Below are 15,493 nucleotides of genomic sequence, written 5' to 3' on the forward strand. Positions count from 1 at the left end.
GGCCGGCGTCCTGCCGGCCGCTCGCGCGACTACAGCTCCATGCCCTGGTCGCGGCTGCGCCGTCGCGACGGCGCCCGCGAGGACTCCGTGCCGAGCGGATCGGCACTGATCTCGGCATCCTGGGACGAGCCACGCGCCGCATCGGTATGGGCGCGCTCGATGCCGCGACCCCGCGCCGCACGGATGCGCTCAGGCACCGCCCCTGGCTGCTGGCGCTCGCTCGGGCCTTGGCGCTGCGCGGCCCGGCTCCAGCCGGTGGCGAGGCGCCCGGCATCATCGGTGACCACCTCGACGGCGTGGCGCTGGCGGCTCATCGCGACATAGGCGGTGTTGGCCGTCGCGCTGCGCCCGCCCTCACCGGCGACGAGCGCACGGTCCACGGTGGCGCCCTGCGCGGCGTGGATCGTGCGCGCATATCCATACTCCAGCGGTGTGCCGGCCTCGCGATCGAGGGTCACGGTGTCGGTGCGGCCGGCGATCTGCACCTGTACGCCCTCCTGGTCGGCGGCTAGGACGCGGCCGGTGTCGCCGTTGCGCACGCCGGCCTCGCGATCATTCGCGCGAAAAGTCACCTGATCGCCGGCCGCAAGCTCCATGCGCTCGACGCGGTAGACCCGGGCATCCGCGAGCTGCGAGGCATCCAGGCGGATGGCCTCGCCACCGCCGCGCTCGCTCACGCGCAGCGTGTTGGCGGGCCGGTCCACGTCCAGCAGGTCATAGCGGTGGCCGTCGTGCTCGATCACCAGCGCATCGCCAGGCCGTATCGCCCGGCTGTTCGCCGGCGCATAGCTGCCGGCATGGCGGCGCTGCGCGCGGGTCATGTCCACCTTGCGCAGCGCCGCCACATCCGTGCCCTGCGTGGCGATGGCCCCCTCCTCGCGCAGACCCGCACGCACGCGCTCGTTGATGCGCTCACGCACCGCGTTGGTCCCCGATAGCACCATGGTCCGATCGCGCTCGTCCGCGCGGAGCGCCAGCCACCGATCGGCGGCCGCATCGCCAAGGGCGGCCTGCTTGCGCGCGGCGTAGGCGCGCTGACCCTCACCTTCGCGGCGTTGCGGCACCGCCACCTCCTGCATGTACTGCTTGGCGGCCTCGGCGCCGGCCTCGGCCTGCCCATCGGCGAACAGCGCGGCCACGCGCCGTTGTTCCGGGTCCTGCTGCCGGCGTATCTCACCGATCTCCGCCGTCGCCATGCCCTCACGCTGGAGGGCATCGAACGGCGATCCGGCCTCCACGGCCTGGATCTGGCGTTGATCGCCGACCAGCACCAGCCGGTCTTGCGTGCGCAGCGTCGCCATCAGCGCCTGCATATCGCGGCTGGACACCATGCCGGCCTCATCGAGCACCACCATGCGCGGCCGCTCCTCATCCGCGCCGTGTCGGGCCTGGGCCTGGACATAACTCGCCAGCGTTCTAGTTTCATCGGCACCGGCGCCGGCCAGTTCTTCGGCCGCGCGCGCCGAAGGGCCGAGACCAATGACCTCATAGCCGCGCGCCTGTGCGCTGGCGACCGCCGGCGCGAGGGCCGTGGTCTTGCCGGCCCCAGCCGCGCCGCGTATGCCGAGGACCTGATCGCGGCTCGTGAGCATCATGCCCAGCGCCTCGCGCTGACCGTGGGAATAGGTATGGCCGGCATCCGCCTCGAGCGCGCGGATATGCGCCGATGCGCCGGCCTCGTCGTTGACCAGCGCCGCCGATTGCCCGCGCCCCGCCTGCATCCGGCCGATGATCCAGCCCTCGCGCTCGGCGGCCGCGACACTGGTATACCGGCCCGGCTCCAGCGCCACGAGCGCATCACTGCCATCAATGGCAGCGTATGCCTCGGTATGGGTCAGCTCCCCATATCGGCCCTCGATCATGGTGCGCGCGAGCGCATCGCGCGAGTACACATCGGCCCGCTCACTGAGGTGGTCCACCGCGTAACGCAGCGCCTCGCGCTGGCGATCCGCCAGGGGCCGCGCGTCGTAAAATGCGGCATCGCCTATCGCTTGGATTTCGTGGAAATCAATACCAACCGCTTGGGCACGCTCGGCCCATTCCGCACGCTGCACCGATTGAGGCAGTTGTTTCTTCCCTTCCCGCGAGGAAACATTAAGCCGATCACGAGCATGCGCATTCGCGCTATCCCGGTCTAGGCCGAGGCGCTGCAATGCGGACTCAATCGCGGCCGAACGACGCGAAAAGGACTCCCGTTGCTCCTCACTGATTCCCGCGATCTCAAAGCCGTTTTCACTCTGCACGATCTGATAGCCGTATTCGCGAAGCTGGGCCGCAAGGGTTGATTTATACACCGCATCGGCCATGTGCATGCGCTCATTCTCGGGGCCGAAATCCAAATCGACAGTACGCCATTGCCCGGTTTCGCGCTGGGTGAGATTAGCCACGACGGAATGGGAATGAAGTTGCGGGTCCGCGATGCCGTCAATGGGCCGCGCATCCTCGTGGCGGTAGACGGCGGCGATCAGGTTTCCGGTGTGCTCGCGGTGAACGCCACCGGCGCCGGTGCGCGTGGTCACCACCTCGCGCTCGATATAATCCAGCGCCGCCCGAACGGCCTCATCGTGGGCGCGCAATACGCGAGAATCCCCGCCAGCGAGACCGACGAGCGAAACGGATTTAGGCGCCGAAAAAGTAATATCCGTACCGAGACGCTGGGCACCAGAATGGCGCCGTCGGTCGAAGTCATCGGCGGACAATACGCGCTCCAGGGCCTCGCGCTCGACCGCGCCGGTCAGGCCGACGCGCTCGGCACCGCGGCCATGCCAGGAGCTGCGAGAGACGGCCGCGTCATCGTAGTAGCCGACCGGGGTGCCGTGGGCGGTCTCGCGGTGGACGTGATCTACGTAGCCGGCGACGGTGGCGGCCGACCCGGATAGGTGGGTGATTTTCAGCATGATGGCGGCGCTCTTGGCTCTTGCTGGTGGTACTGCGCACAATCGTAGGCCGGAGGCCGGTCACTTACAAGTGCGATTGTGTGTCCGCGCCGACGCGCCAGCGGAGGGGCGGATAGGGCACCGCCAGGTGCCCGTCTACATGATGCGCGCGTGAGTCTCTCGTGACGCGCTCGTGAGTCTCTCGTGAGTCTTTGCATAAAAAGACTCACGAGAGTATCGTGAAAGACTCACGAGAGACTCAAAAGAGGCACGAAAGACTCATGAGAGACTCACGAGAGGCTCACGCATGACCTTCGACGACTATCACACCCTGTGCGCGGAGCTGCGCGCCATGCGCGCCGAGGGAGTATCGCTGACCGCGGCCCTGCGGGCCATGTGGCCCGATGTCTCAGCGATGGTCGGGCGCGGTCGGATGATCCCGCTATCGCGGTTCGCCGCGGATCTCGGCGAGACATACTATGGCGCAAAAAGCGCCATGCAGCGGTTGCGATACGAAAAAAATCAAATAAAACCAAAGCAGCGAAAGGAAGGGAAAACAGAAGTTCCGGTCAGCCACAAGCAGGAGGAACCCAGCGCCGAGCAAAAACAAGAGGACGAATGGATAGATCGAGGCGATGGAACAGAATACAAAAGAGAAGGCCCGGAAATAGTAGTAAGAGACAAAGAAACGAAACAGACCATAAAACGATTTTTTGAGTAAAACAGGAGAACTCAGGAATGACAAAAACGCTCATCATTTCGCATGGCGACAAAGGCGGGTGCGGAAAATCCACGGTCGCCACCATTATTGGTTCCCGGCTACTGGAAAAGGGAACTCCATTCGTGCTCATCGAGGCGGACGCCGGGGAAGGCTCCGGCGGACAACCAGATGTGGCCCCACGGTTTACCGGCCGTGACAATGTGCAGGTGACCGAAATGAGTATGCGCCAGGAGGGGCGGCATGTAGAGGATATGATCGCCAAGATGTTTGGAGCGATCGAGAATTGGGAGCAGGAATATATTCTGATGAACACGCCCGCGAATGCCTCCGCGACACTGGAATATGTCGGGGATTTGATCGCGGCGGCCGTGGAGGAAATGGGCATTGATCTGCGGGTGGCCTACTCATTCGACCGATCGGATGCCGCGGTGGCAAATGCAGCGGCCGCGGCGAAGGGCCATATTCTTCGGGCCGCGACGCATGCCGCCTTTGTGGTGAATGAGCATTTTGGTATCGAAGCGGAATACGCGAGGAAAATCGACGCACAAAAAGCCATGCGGGGATATGCCCGGGCCGTGGTCCCAGCACTCTCCCCTGGGGCGGCGGATCAGCTACTCGCGCACCCGGGCGCGAATCTCGCCGACCTCAGCGATCACACGGGGCCGCTGCACACGATGCAGCGATTACAGGTCGCGCGGTGGTATGGCCGCGCGGCGGGGAATGTAATGCGGGCACTCGCACTCGAGGGCGAGCAGGAGGCCGACCATGACTGATGATATAGACGAGATCATCGATGACCCGCTGGGCGAGGATAGGGCGGGGGCATCCGGCTGCGCGCCGGATGCCCACCACGCGGCCAACGCGAGGCATACGTATCAGCCGCACCCCGAGGATAGCGCACGCGCGGCGCTGCTGGCGATCCTGCCGCCGGATGCCCGGGCGCGGGTAGTAGAGGGCACGCGGCACATGCGCGATGATGATCCCATGTGGGGCGTCATGTACGCCGTCGCGGTGAGCACAGCGGAAGCCCAGCGCGCCAGCACGGATGAGGCGGTGGCGGCCATCCAGGCCGCCGCCAAACAAGTAGGCAGCGTGGCCTCCGAGATCGAGAGCGGACGTGCCGCCATCGCCGAGACGGCCGATGCGACGCATCGGCGGATGGTAGAGACGCTCGACTCATTTGGCACGCACGCGACGCAGCGGATGGCGGCCGAGCGCGAGGCCATAGAGCGGGTGATCGAGGATGTGTGGCGCGAGGCCACGCGCGAGGTGGCCCAGAGGCGCGCCGGCGAGATCATCCGCGCCGTCAGCGCCCGGGCGCTGACGGTGCTCGCGGCGGCGCTCGGCCTCGGCATCGGTGTGGGCATCGTTATCGCGCTGACGCTAGCGGCCGCGGGCCGCATGGGGGCGCTGTGATGCGTGGTGTGGTGCTCTCCGGCGCGCTCGTGCTCGCGAGTGCGCTACCGGCGCCGGCGACGGCGATCATCGGCGGGCCGGAATATGAGACCCGTGTGGTGATCTCCGGGCGGAGCTGGCATATCGGGCTCGATACGGAGTATGCGGCGATGGATTTTCGTGAATGGAATACGGGTATCGGAATGGAATGGGTCCGCGATGATGGCTACTACGCGACCGCCGGTAGCTACCAGGACAGCTACGGCGCCGATGCGTATTACGCGGGCATCGGCCGGCGCTGGCCGCTCTACGAGGCCGGCCCGGCGCAGCTCGCGGCAGGCGCGATGATCTCGGTGCACTACCGGGCGATGCGCTGGGCCTATGATGGCGCGCCTGGAGCTAGAAAGCTCGTGCCGATCCCGACACCAGTGGTCACGGCCCGATATGGGGCGGTCGCCCTGAACCTCATGGCGATACCCTCCGACTCCCCCGGCGGCTATGGCGTCATCGCGGCCGCGCAAGTGACCATTTCGTTGTCCGATTTTCTGTAATTGCAGGATTCTGTAATTACAGAAAGATAGAAAGCGGCGGGCAACGCCCGCCGCTCTTATCCCGATCTTATCCCGACCCCCATAACCGATCCGCAAGCGCCTGCGCCTGGGTACGCGCCTCATCGCGTGCCTCGGCGGCCGCCTGCGCCTGGGCCTCGGCCACGGCCGCACGCTGCTCGGCCTCGGCGGTGGCCCGCGCCTGCGCCTGGGCCTCCACGCGGGCGCTCTCCAGCGCCTCGCGCAGTGCCGAGACTTCCCGACGAGCCTCATCCCGTGCCTCGGTACGTGCCTCGACCTGCTCGCTGACCCGCGCGACCTGCTGTTCTACGTCCACACGCCGCACCTCGGCGGCCTCGGCTCGCTCCTGCGCAGCGCGGGCCGCCGCCTGGGCCTCGTCGCGCTGCTCGCTAAGCGTCTGCACCCGATTGCGCGCCTCGGCGAGATCGGTGCGCAGCGTATCCGCGGCCGTCCGAGTGGCCTCCAGCTCTGCGCGTAGGTGCTCGATCTCACGACCCTGCTCGTCCACGCGGCCGGCGAGGGTGTCGCGCTCCCGCTCCAGCGCCTCGGCTCGCTCCTGGTGCTCGTCGCGCTCGGCCTCCAGGGCCTCGCCGGTGTCGGCCAGCTCATCCGCCTCGGCACGGGCCTCAGCCGCCGCCGTCTCGGCCTCGGCACGGGCGGCGGCGGCCTGCCGTGCGATCTCCTCGGCTAGCGCCGCCGCGAGCGCATCCGGCAAGCGCGCAGCCTCGCGCTCCGCTGGCGCCTGCGCCGCACGCCATGCGGATAGGTGGCGGTGGATCGTATTCGGGCTGCCGCGCCCGATGCGCTCGCGCACGGCGCGGATACTCGGGCGCTGGCCCTCGGCCACCAGGGCGTCAGCGGCGGCCGATACGTCCTCGTAGGTGATGCGGGGGCGATCGCTACTCATAGGGCCTCCTGCGGGGCTGGGGGGTGTCAAGAATATCGAATATTATACCCGATACAGCGATATTGATATGGTATCTGATACGGGATACAGTACAAGCGAGGGCCACCACAGGAGGGGCAGTGATGATGGGATATATGCTGTATCTGCTGATGTTCGCCGCGACCATTCACCTCGGCGCGCTCACCCTGGACCGGGTGGGTGACACGATGGCCGCGCTCCACGGACAAGCCGAGCAGATGGTCCAGCAGATCGAGCACCAGAACCTCGGGGGCGCCCCCGCCGATAGGCCGGAGCGGGAGCATGAGCGACTGGAGCAGGCCGCCGAGGGGATGCTTACTCTATGGAGCAAGGAGGACACACCATGAGCGCGGACAGCATGTTTTGGGCCGGGATGGCCGGGGGGCGCTTTCAGAAAATCCAGCGCCTCAACGACACCATCGATGAGTGGACGGAGCACGCGGCCCGCCTGGAGCGTGCGCGCGACGAGGCCCAGGCGGCGGCCCGCGCTGCGCAGGAGCGAGCCGAGGCCGCAGAGACACGCGCCGAGGCCCAAGAAAAGGAGCTGGAGGCGCTGAGCCCGGAGCGCCGGGCAAAGCGCGCGGAAGAAGAAGCCCATCAGCTCCGTTCGGAGTGCAAGCGCCTCCACGCGGAAATTCACCGATTGCAGAATGACCGCGGAACCGCAGCGATCAGCATCGAAGCCGCGCAGCGCCGCGCGTCGCGCGAGCGCCAACACGCCCACCGCACCATGCGGATCGCCAGCGCCCATGTGGCCCGAGCCGAAGCACAGCGAGACGCGCTATACCATGCGCTGGTGCGCCTGCACGGCGCAGATCAGGCAAAATCCATCATCGCGGAGACAGAGCAAGGCGACACCGAGCAGGAACGCCAGAGGATCGCCGCCGAGCGCATCCGTGAGGCCCTGCGGCCCCACGACCAGGGCGAGGCCCTGGCGGATCGCACCTATAGCGACATGCGCCAGGACAGCAGCAAGCGCCAACCCCAGCCGGACCCCCGCGCACAGATGGCACAGATCATCCACCACACCCGCGAGACGACGCGGGCACCGGCCCGGCCACGCCGGCGCTGGCGCACACTGCTGCACTATGCAGCGGCGACCGCAGTCCTGAGCTATATCATCTGGTGGATCGCGACCATGGCGGCCAACGCACCGCTGCCCTGATCTTCAGCCCCGCGCGCCCGCGCCAGGGAGGGCGCGGGCCGCCCGGCCGGATCACGCGGCCACGGAGTGGCCTAACGGCCGGGGAGGGGACGAGGCCGGCCGCTGCCTCCGACGCCCGCTCCGCGTCCGTACCGCCAGCCACCGCCGCCACGCCGGCATCGCGCCCTACTGGCTGACCACCACCACGTCCTGGTGGCGGGGGCGGCCTGCTCGGCCATCCCTGGCCTCGCTACGGCCGGTAAGGGTCGCCGTCTGCGCTCGCGCACCATCACGGTGCGCGATGCTCGCGGCAGTACCCTGCTATGGGATGAGATAGATACACCAGGGCCGCCTACGACGCTGATATCTGATTATGGCTTTTGCACCCCCTCAGACTGCCGGATCTGGGCGCGCCAGTACTTCACGGTGCGAGGCGCAACCTCCAGCGCCTGCTGGACCTCTGATACCGTCGCCCCAGCGGCGAGGAGCCTCAGTCCAGCCTGGCGCTTGGATTCACCCTTCTTTCGCCCTCTGGCTGCCTGCAAGCGTGAGAAGCGCTGATCGCTAGCGGTGATATCGAACCGAGTCCAGACCCACCGGCTCACGCTCTTGGCGATGTGCCAGCACTCGGAAGGATCCATCGGGCAAGGCAGATCGCCGTTGTACCTCAAGGCACGGCTGTAGCACTCCTGCTGCCAGTAGATGAAGGCGCCGTGGCTCCGAGCGAGCTTCCATGCGCGCACTTCGCGATACGCCCAATGCCGCAGTAGCTCGAACACATTGCAATTGCGGCCCAAGCCTACGTTCTCCGGCCTCACGTCCCGCGCTGGCAGATGACGCGGCAGATCGACCCAATCCGCGAGCTCGCCGAGTTCGCGGGCCATGGTGTCGCCCCACAGCACCCGCCAGTGGCGGTGAGCGGGGTTCTTCGTGACGAGGCCCCCGTAGGCGGGATCGGCTTCCAGCGCGGCACGGTAGGCGCTCTCGATGGCGACCAAGTAGCGCAGCGGCTCGCGCCGCGCAGCGTCCGAGGTCAGCACGGGCGCGGACAGGCCCCACGCCACATGAGCGTGGCCGTTATCGGGGTTCATCGCCGCCCATGACGGCGCCGGTAGGCCGGCGTCATCCCACGCCAGCACCGCGCCGGGGCGATCAATGTCGAACACAGACCAGAAGCGCAGCGTAGGGGGGTTCACCTGGAGATAGCGCCGGCGAAGTGCCTGGCGCTGGCCTCGGATCTGGAGGCTGCCCAGCTCATCGGTACAGTACGGGCGATGGGGTAGCCGTGCGGCAAAGAGGGTTAGTTGTTCGGGCGTGTCGCCCGTAGGTATACTTGCTCTCACAGGTTAACTCCTGGCGCCCCACCTTCCTGCTGGCCCGCCAAAGCTCTGCAAGGAAGTGGGGCGTTGTCTTATCCGGCGATGTTATCCCACCACGCCGTCCAGCGTCATATCACTGCCCGACGATCTCCAGGCGATTGATTCCTAGGGTCTCACGGGCGTACCGGTAGACGGTGTCGAGCTTTCGCCAGGTGCGCACATCTTCTCGCTGGCTCCGCAGCGCGCGCTCGGTCATGCCGATTTTCGCGACGAGCGCCCAGTCGCCGGTGGCGCTCTGCACGGCCCGGAGATCGCGCACACTGCCAGCGTCCACCAGCTCCCGCAGGGTCTGCTCTCTTACAGTCGTCATCGTCCCCATTGCCGCATCGTCCTCGCGTGACAGCCCGACTTGCAGAGTGTCGCACACTGCAAGTCGTATCATCTATAGTCGATGGGGGTGACTTTACATATCATCGCTTATACGCATGCGGGCTAGTCGGTGCTCCCGGGGACGGGGCGGTCCTGGGCCTCATAGTAGCCGGTGACCGCGCCGGGCGGATCGGTGCTGAGCGCACGCTGGGACACCGGCAGGCGATGCTCGCGCACCCCGACACGGGTATATGCGCCGCGCTCGATCATTTGTGGGTACCAGTCCTCGGCACGCTCGACGCGCGCGATTACGGTGTAGTCCGCACCGGGGCCGCTCACGGCGGCCCGTAGGTCCTCGGAGAGATAGACATGCCCGGAGACCCGGCCGCCGAGCAAATGGTATAGATCGGCCTCGGTGAGTAGCGGTGCGCCCTCGGCATCCAGCGTGAGCCCACCGCCCTCGCGCGCGCCGCCATAGGCCACCGGCGTATAGCGCCCCTCGATGAGCGCCAGATCGCGGACCAGGGCGATGGGCCGCTGCATCATCCCCGTGTAGGTCTGCACGTCCACCGGCGTTACCTTGATATGCGCGAGAAGAAACCGGGCAAAACCCTCACGCGCATTGCTGACGGCCGAGCGGAATGCGGCCGCCGCGATACTGTAGGGCACCGTCACGGTGCCGGAGAGCGTGCCCTCGCGATCGGTGCGCATGGTGGCGCCATCGGCATCGACCACGACCAGCCGACCATCCGCGAGCAGTGCGCGCGCGCGGTACAGCTCGGGGGTGCGCAAGAAGGTCCGCGCGGTCACGATCAGGGGGTCCATGGCGGCCCGCTGCTCGGCATCGGCCTCCCGTACGGCCCGCAGCAGCCGCGAGAGATATTGCATGCGCGGGTCGTCGCGGTACTCCACGCTCGGCCCGCCCTGGTAGTCGGTGGAGAAGATCGCCGGCGTCTCGCCGGCCGCAGAATCGGTCGCGGCCACCAATGCGGTCGGGACGCTCGCCACCGTCATCGCGGCGGCGAGGATCAGGGGCAGTCGTGCGGGCATACGTCCTCCGGGTTATCGCTGGGTATCGGTTTCGCGGCGGATCATCGCGCGCGCGCCATCGCTCACGCGCTGCATGTGCTCGAGGAGCGGGACGACGCCGGCGGCGTCGGTCCACGCCTTCGCGCGCTCACCAGCCTCCGGGCCGGCAAAACGGCGGATGACGCGCTCGACAAGCGCGTCACCCTGCGCGCCGGTGATCCGGCCGGTGTCCGCGTGCGCGTCCTGATCCCCGGCACTCGCGGGGGCGCAGCTCAAGGCCAGCGCCACCAGTACGAGGGGTTTAGCGGTGGCCTTGCAGGTCCTCCGGGTCTTGCACATCCTCGGCATAGCTCGCCTCCAGCGGGTCGGTATGGTCGGTGAGATACACGCGCACAGCCACCGACACGGTGTCGGTGATGGTCACCCCGTGGGCGGCGGCGTGCAGGCGCAGCGCCCGGTGCAGCTCCGGGGTCACGCGCACTGTAAATGTGTCCTTCGGCTCCCCGGAGAGCGCGGCGCGCTCGCGTTCCCAGCGCATCGCATCCGGCTGGGCCAGCCACGCCCGGACCGCCGCCGAGGCGATCCGGGAGCGATCGCCGTGGTGGCGGGTGATCGCGCGTAGGGCGCGATCCGTGCTGACGTGTATCTGTGTGCTCATGGATTTCATGGTTTTCGCGTATCAGCAATTAATGGAGCCCCGAGGATACCGGAGCCCAGCGGAGACCCGATATTACAGGTAACTTAAATTGCTGATTTCAGTAATTCAAAGCATAATAACACCAACAGATGGAAACAAGGAGGTAGCCACGATGAGCCAAGCGTTTTGGGTCTTTCTCGCCATCGCCATCCTGGTCGGTGGGCTGGGCGGATTCGTGCGCATGGCGCGCCGCCCGGAACGCCCCATCGCCCCGCAACGCCGCGAGGATCACGGCGATGAGTAAGGGCGGCGCCAGTGACGGAACGACGAAAGACCCGATGACCGAGCATGCGCTATTGGCTGCGATCGCCGCATTAGTCGGCGTGACGGTGCTCCTGGCGATGCTCTCCGCCATCGCCCCGGAAGTCGTGGCAAACGTGCGCGGCGTGCTCCTCGAGGACCAGCGGCCGAGCCCGGCCGGCCGCGTCAGCCTCTATGCCATGGCCGGCGTGGCGTGCGTCCTGTGGGCGCTGGCGTTTTGGTGGCTCGAGCGCCCCCGCGTGGCCGAGACGACGGTGGCCGGGGTGGAGCTCTCCGACGCGCGTGCGCTGCGCGAAGGCGAACAGCGCGGCATTGAGCGCACCGGCGCGGGGATTCGTCTCGGCGATGTGACACTCTCGCGCCAGCGGGAAGTGGCGCACTTCTACCTGCTCGGCCTGCCCGGCTCCGGCAAGACCGTAACCATTGCGACGATCGTCTATCAGGTGCTCGCACGCGGCGAAAAGCTGTTACTCCATGACCCAAAAGGCGATTACGTGCAATGGGTGCGCCCGCATGATCCGCGCGGGCAGCGCATCCTCTACGGCCCATGGGATGCACGCTCGGCGCACTGGCGCGTAGGGGCCGATCTCGACACGGCCGCGCGCATCGAGGACACCGCCCGGGATTGGATCGCCGACCCCGAGGGCGGCGCCGGGGCGAATAGCTATTTCATCCAGGGCGCCCGTGCGGTCACCGCCGGGCTAATGATGGCGGCGCGCAAGGCGCACGGCACGGCCTGGACGTTCCGCCACTTGGCGGCCCTGCTCGCGCGCCCACCTCGGGAGATCGCCGAGGCGGCAATCGAGGGCCGCCGCGATGAGCGCACCGGGTACTCGGCGCTGGAGGGGCAAATCTCCTATGACCCGGAAAGCCCGGACGGGCTCGCAAAATCCGCCCGCGATGTGATCTCGACAGTCGGCGTCGAATTGGGCTGGGTGTTCCAGGTGGCGGCAACAGAGCCGGAGCACGACGAGCAATGGTGGTCAGTGCGCGAGTTCGCCCAGGCGGACACCCCCGATGTACTGATACTGAAAGCCGACAGCCGCTATCAGGGCGCCATGCGCGCGATCTTCGGCGCGATGATGCGCCTCTACCACAAGGAGGTCAGCAGCTCCGCGATGCCCGAGCGGCGCCCGTCCGATCCCGGGGCCTGGGTGGTCATCGATGAGTTTCCCCAGCTCGGCGCGGAGGCCGGCAAGTCGGTGCGGGCCATCCAGGAGGTCGGCCGATCCAAGGGGGTGCGAGTCGTCATCGCCGCGCAGGAGGAAAGCCAATTCGCCGCGGAGTACGGCGCCGAGGCCGGACGCGTGCAAACCTCGATGCAGCAGACGGTCATCCTCGGTCAGCTTGCCTCGCAGACGGCCAAGGAGGTCAGCGACCGGCTGGGAAACCGCTCGGTGGCGCTGCGCCACCAGGGCACCGGCGTCGGCAACCGGGCCAGCGAAGAATCCTATCAGCACGAGCGCCCCGTGGTGACGCCCGGCGAGCTGACCGGGCTGTCGGCCGGGCCGGCCGGCGCAGAACTCATCGCCATCATCCAGGGCCAGCCGGCGCGGCTGACCGTCCCCTATCCGCACCTGCCGATAGATGCGGAGACGGCGCAGGCCGTGGATAACCCGGCGTTCGAGCATTTCGTGGCCCTGGAGGCCAAGCGCGACGAGCACCAGGAGCGAGCCGAAGCCGACGAGCTGGCGGACACCGACGGGGCGCCGGAGGCCGAGTGCGACCGCGACGATCACAGCGTGGAGTGGAGGTTTTGATTTCATGGGCATGATGAGCGCGATCGGACCATTTCTCTGGCGGCTAATCGGTATGGTCGCCCTGTACTTTGTCACCGCCGAACTCATGGCGGTGGTCCTCCCCGCCTGGGTGTGGGCAATCATCGAGCCATATTGGATTTACCCGTTCGCGGTCTTTGCGCTGATTGCGCCGGCCGCCACGCCGGGGTTTTTGCGATCCGTGCTGCTGTGGACGGCACCCTTTTGGGTGTGGGCGGCAGCGCGCTATGTGCTCGCCGCCTCGCCGATCGGGGCGATGATCCCCGAGGCGCGCATGCAGACCATCCTCACCGTCTCGGCGCCCTCCTGTGTGGCGCTGCTCGGCTGGGGCTACTGGTATTTCTTACGCTGGCAGGAGCTATCCCGTACCGCGATCCTCCCGGTCGCAATGGTCTATCACCTCTCGGCGATCACGCTCACGGTGCTACAGGGGCGGATGAGTGAATCGGTATGGGTCTGGGCGCTCGGCTCGTTGGCGCTCACCTTTGCGCTCGCGGCGAGCATGAACGCGGAGAAAAAACCCCTGTTCAGCCACGCCGCGCTGTTTTGCGTGGTGAGTAGCGCAACGCTAGGGGTGCTGTGATGGCGATGCAGCGATGGCGTACCCAATGGCAGCAATTCACACGCCGGCGGCCGACAGCGGCAAGCGCCGTCCTGGTCATCGTCGCCGCCGTGGCGTTCGGCTCGGCAATTAAGGTGTTTTTCGCCCAGCCGGCGATCACCGGAGACCAGCCGCGAACGGCCGCGCAAAGCCAAGCCCTGCGCGATGCCGCAATGGCGTGGCTGCGGGGCGACCGCGAGCAGGCGACGCGGATCGCCGGTGAGGCCGCCGCGGACGCGGCAGCGCAGAATATGCCGGATGCGACGAGCGCGCTCAACGCCCTGGGGGCGGGCACCGTAGGCCCGGATTCGGGGCTGAGCGTACCGGGCTCCGGCAACACCAGCACGCCGGTCGCTGGGCTGTTCCCCCAGCCGGTGCGCCCGCTCGATCCGGTGGAGACGTTCACACCAGCGGTGCGCGCCGAGCACGCCGCCGCGCCGCCGCTCGGCGCGGGCAGTATCGCGGTGATGAGCTATGCGCCGGGGAGCTGGCGGCCGGTGGCGGTGAGCACACGCCAGCGCCCACGGATCAAGCGTCGCGCCCTGCGCGCGGGCCTGGAGGTCACGGGGCCGAACGCCTACCGCCTGGGCCGGCTCGCCGAGGCGGAAACCCAGCTCATTGCCGCCAGTCGGATCACCGGCGCCGAGGACGTGCGGGTGACGGTCCGCCATACGATCGGGCGCGAACAAAGCGTGTATTACGTCGCCTATGCCATCGACGATGGGCCGTGGCAGGAGGCGGCCGTGGTCGAGCGCGAGCAGCTATTCCTCACACACAAAGACACGCTCCAGCGCCCGGAGAATCAGGCCCCGGATGGGGCGACCGGCGCCGAGGACGCGACGTTTCAGCTTACACTGCCCGACCGGGGCGCTCACGTGCTCTCGGTCGCGCTGGTGGCTACAGACGCGCGCGCCGACCACTATGACCGGGAGCTGCTGCTCGCCTATGACTGCGGCGCCTGCACGATGGAGGCGGCACGCTGGCCCGGCGCGGCGCTGCTCCGCGCGCAGGCCCATCGCCGCGCCACCGATACCGCCGCGCAGCTCCAGGGGTATGCCGCCGGCCTCATCGAGATGCCGCGCGCCCCGGCCTCCGGCGAGGCCGATGACTACCACCGGAGCTACCGGGCGGAGACGCCGCAGGCCCTGCGCGCCGGCCACCACTACCGCATGCGCTACGTGGCGACCGAATCCGGGCTCACCGAGTTCGCGCTCGGCGCGCGCGTGCGCGCCTACCTCCTGCCGGCACCCGGTATCTACGCCCTGGACACGGGCATGGAGCCCTTCGCGGGCACGCTGAGCGGCGTGCTCGAGGACGGCACGGCCATGCCGCTGCGCGTGCGCCCGCCCGGGGCGCGGCGCTTCCGGCCATTCCGTCCGGGCGAACTGGTGGTGCCACGCGATGCTGCCCGCAAGGCGCTCGCGCAGCAGCGCCAGCGTATCCGCCGCGAGTACAGCGGCACGGCGCGACAGGCACGCATGGGCGCGCTGCCCGAGCGCCCGCGCCCGGTCGCCGGCCGCATCGGCGAGGTCTCGGATGCGGAGCTGCTGGACCGCGAGGCGTTTCGCCGGCGAATAGAAGGAAAATAGGCAGAGGCCACCAGGGCGCGATGCCGGATGGGTGCCGGCGTCCGGCCGGAGTGGCCGCGGAGCAGGCGCCGGAGGTAGCGGCCGGCCTCGTCCCCTCCCCGGCCGTTAGGCCACTCCGTGGCCGCGTGATCCGGCCGGGCGGCGGCCGGCGTCCTGCCGGCCGCTCGCGCGACTACAGCTCCATGCCCTGGTCGCGGCTGCGCCGTCGCGACGGCGCCCG

Annotated in this window: 17 protein-coding genes; 10 read left to right on the forward strand and 7 right to left on the reverse strand. The window is 68.0% G+C overall.

The genetic code is table 11. The features are described from left to right. Window positions 1–29 precede the first annotated feature (29 nt). Window positions 30–2,897, reverse strand: coding sequence for a MobF family relaxase (gene mobF / locus ACQ754_RS16440; RefSeq protein WP_440998131.1), 2,868 nt, complete (start codon window positions 2,895–2,897; stop codon window positions 30–32). A 286-nt stretch (window positions 2,898–3,183) separates the two neighbouring features. Between mobF and ACQ754_RS16445 the strand changes: the two genes are divergently transcribed. The 4 genes from ACQ754_RS16445 to ACQ754_RS16460 are packed head-to-tail and all read left to right on the forward strand — an operon-like array spanning window position 3,184 to window position 5,543. Further along, window positions 3,184–3,597 carry a hypothetical protein gene (locus ACQ754_RS16445; protein WP_440998132.1) on the forward strand — a complete coding sequence of 138 codons (414 nt, stop codon included), beginning with the start codon at window positions 3,184–3,186 and terminating at the stop codon, window positions 3,595–3,597. A 17-nt stretch (window positions 3,598–3,614) separates the two neighbouring features. Then, window positions 3,615–4,370, forward strand: coding sequence for a hypothetical protein (locus ACQ754_RS16450; RefSeq protein ID WP_440998133.1), 756 nt, complete (start codon window positions 3,615–3,617; stop codon window positions 4,368–4,370). Then, window positions 4,363–5,013 (forward strand): hypothetical protein, encoded by a 651-nt coding sequence (locus tag ACQ754_RS16455; protein ID WP_440998134.1) that lies wholly within the window; start codon window positions 4,363–4,365, stop codon window positions 5,011–5,013. Before ACQ754_RS16450 ends, ACQ754_RS16455 begins: the two co-directional genes overlap by 8 nt. Window positions 5,014–5,021: 8 nt before the next feature. Next, window positions 5,022–5,543 carry a hypothetical protein gene (locus tag ACQ754_RS16460; RefSeq protein WP_440998135.1) on the forward strand — a complete coding sequence of 174 codons (522 nt, stop codon included), beginning with the start codon at window positions 5,022–5,024 and terminating at the stop codon, window positions 5,541–5,543. Window positions 5,544–5,610: 67 nt separating this feature from the next. On the opposite strand, the gene ACQ754_RS16465 is transcribed toward ACQ754_RS16460, so the two are convergent. After that, window positions 5,611–6,468 (reverse strand): DNA-binding protein, encoded by an 858-nt coding sequence (locus ACQ754_RS16465; protein ID WP_440998136.1) that lies wholly within the window; start codon window positions 6,466–6,468, stop codon window positions 5,611–5,613. Between the two features lie 122 nt (window positions 6,469–6,590). On the opposite strand from ACQ754_RS16465, the gene ACQ754_RS16470 reads away from it, so the two are divergent. Both ACQ754_RS16470 and ACQ754_RS16475 read left to right on the forward strand, forming a co-directional pair. Continuing rightward, window positions 6,591–6,833, forward strand: coding sequence for a hypothetical protein (locus tag ACQ754_RS16470; protein WP_440998137.1), 243 nt, complete (start codon window positions 6,591–6,593; stop codon window positions 6,831–6,833). Next, the gene (locus ACQ754_RS16475) at window positions 6,830–7,651 is read left to right on the forward strand and encodes a hypothetical protein (protein WP_440998138.1); all 822 of its coding nucleotides are present in this window, start codon (window positions 6,830–6,832) and stop codon (window positions 7,649–7,651) included. The genes ACQ754_RS16470 and ACQ754_RS16475 overlap by 4 nt, the downstream gene beginning before the upstream one ends. A gap of 350 nt (window positions 7,652–8,001) precedes the next feature. Here ACQ754_RS16475 and ACQ754_RS16480 read toward each other — a convergent pair whose 3' ends face one another. The 5 genes from ACQ754_RS16480 to ACQ754_RS16500 all read right to left on the reverse strand — a co-directional run bounded on the left by ACQ754_RS16480 (window position 8,002) and on the right by ACQ754_RS16500 (window position 11,005). Next, window positions 8,002–8,973: a replication initiation protein gene (locus ACQ754_RS16480; RefSeq protein ID WP_440998139.1), complete on the reverse strand. Its 972-nt coding sequence runs from the start codon at window positions 8,971–8,973 to the stop codon at window positions 8,002–8,004. Between the two features lie 109 nt (window positions 8,974–9,082). After that, window positions 9,083–9,319 (reverse strand): hypothetical protein, encoded by a 237-nt coding sequence (locus ACQ754_RS16485; protein WP_440998140.1) that lies wholly within the window; start codon window positions 9,317–9,319, stop codon window positions 9,083–9,085. Window positions 9,320–9,441: 122 nt separating this feature from the next. Next, window positions 9,442–10,368 (reverse strand): hypothetical protein, encoded by a 927-nt coding sequence (locus ACQ754_RS16490; RefSeq protein ID WP_440998141.1) that lies wholly within the window; start codon window positions 10,366–10,368, stop codon window positions 9,442–9,444. A gap of 12 nt (window positions 10,369–10,380) precedes the next feature. Next, complete coding sequence (locus ACQ754_RS16495; protein ID WP_440998147.1) at window positions 10,381–10,686, reverse strand: hypothetical protein; 306 nt, start codon at window positions 10,684–10,686, stop codon at window positions 10,381–10,383. After that, window positions 10,649–11,005 (reverse strand): toxin-antitoxin system HicB family antitoxin, encoded by a 357-nt coding sequence (locus ACQ754_RS16500; protein WP_440998142.1) that lies wholly within the window; start codon window positions 11,003–11,005, stop codon window positions 10,649–10,651. Before ACQ754_RS16500 ends, ACQ754_RS16495 begins: the two co-directional genes overlap by 38 nt. A gap of 151 nt (window positions 11,006–11,156) precedes the next feature. Between ACQ754_RS16500 and ACQ754_RS16505 the strand changes: the two genes are divergently transcribed. The 4 genes from ACQ754_RS16505 to ACQ754_RS16520 are packed head-to-tail and all read left to right on the forward strand — an operon-like array spanning window position 11,157 to window position 15,273. Then, complete coding sequence (locus ACQ754_RS16505) at window positions 11,157–11,288, forward strand: hypothetical protein (protein ID WP_440998143.1); 132 nt, start codon at window positions 11,157–11,159, stop codon at window positions 11,286–11,288. Further along, on the forward strand, window positions 11,281–13,065 hold the full coding sequence (locus ACQ754_RS16510; RefSeq protein WP_440998144.1) for a type IV secretion system DNA-binding domain-containing protein: 1,785 nt from the start codon (window positions 11,281–11,283) through the stop codon (window positions 13,063–13,065). Before ACQ754_RS16505 ends, ACQ754_RS16510 begins: the two co-directional genes overlap by 8 nt. Before the next feature lie 4 nt (window positions 13,066–13,069). Then, complete coding sequence (locus tag ACQ754_RS16515) at window positions 13,070–13,666, forward strand: hypothetical protein (RefSeq protein WP_440998145.1); 597 nt, start codon at window positions 13,070–13,072, stop codon at window positions 13,664–13,666. Then, window positions 13,666–15,273 carry a hypothetical protein gene (locus ACQ754_RS16520; protein ID WP_440998146.1) on the forward strand — a complete coding sequence of 536 codons (1,608 nt, stop codon included), beginning with the start codon at window positions 13,666–13,668 and terminating at the stop codon, window positions 15,271–15,273. Before ACQ754_RS16515 ends, ACQ754_RS16520 begins: the two co-directional genes overlap by 1 nt. Window positions 15,274–15,493 lie beyond the last annotated feature (220 nt).

Origin of the sequence: Arhodomonas sp. SL1 (assembly GCF_052060015.1) — a bacterium.
Taxonomy (GTDB): domain Bacteria; phylum Pseudomonadota; class Gammaproteobacteria; order Nitrococcales; family Nitrococcaceae; genus Arhodomonas.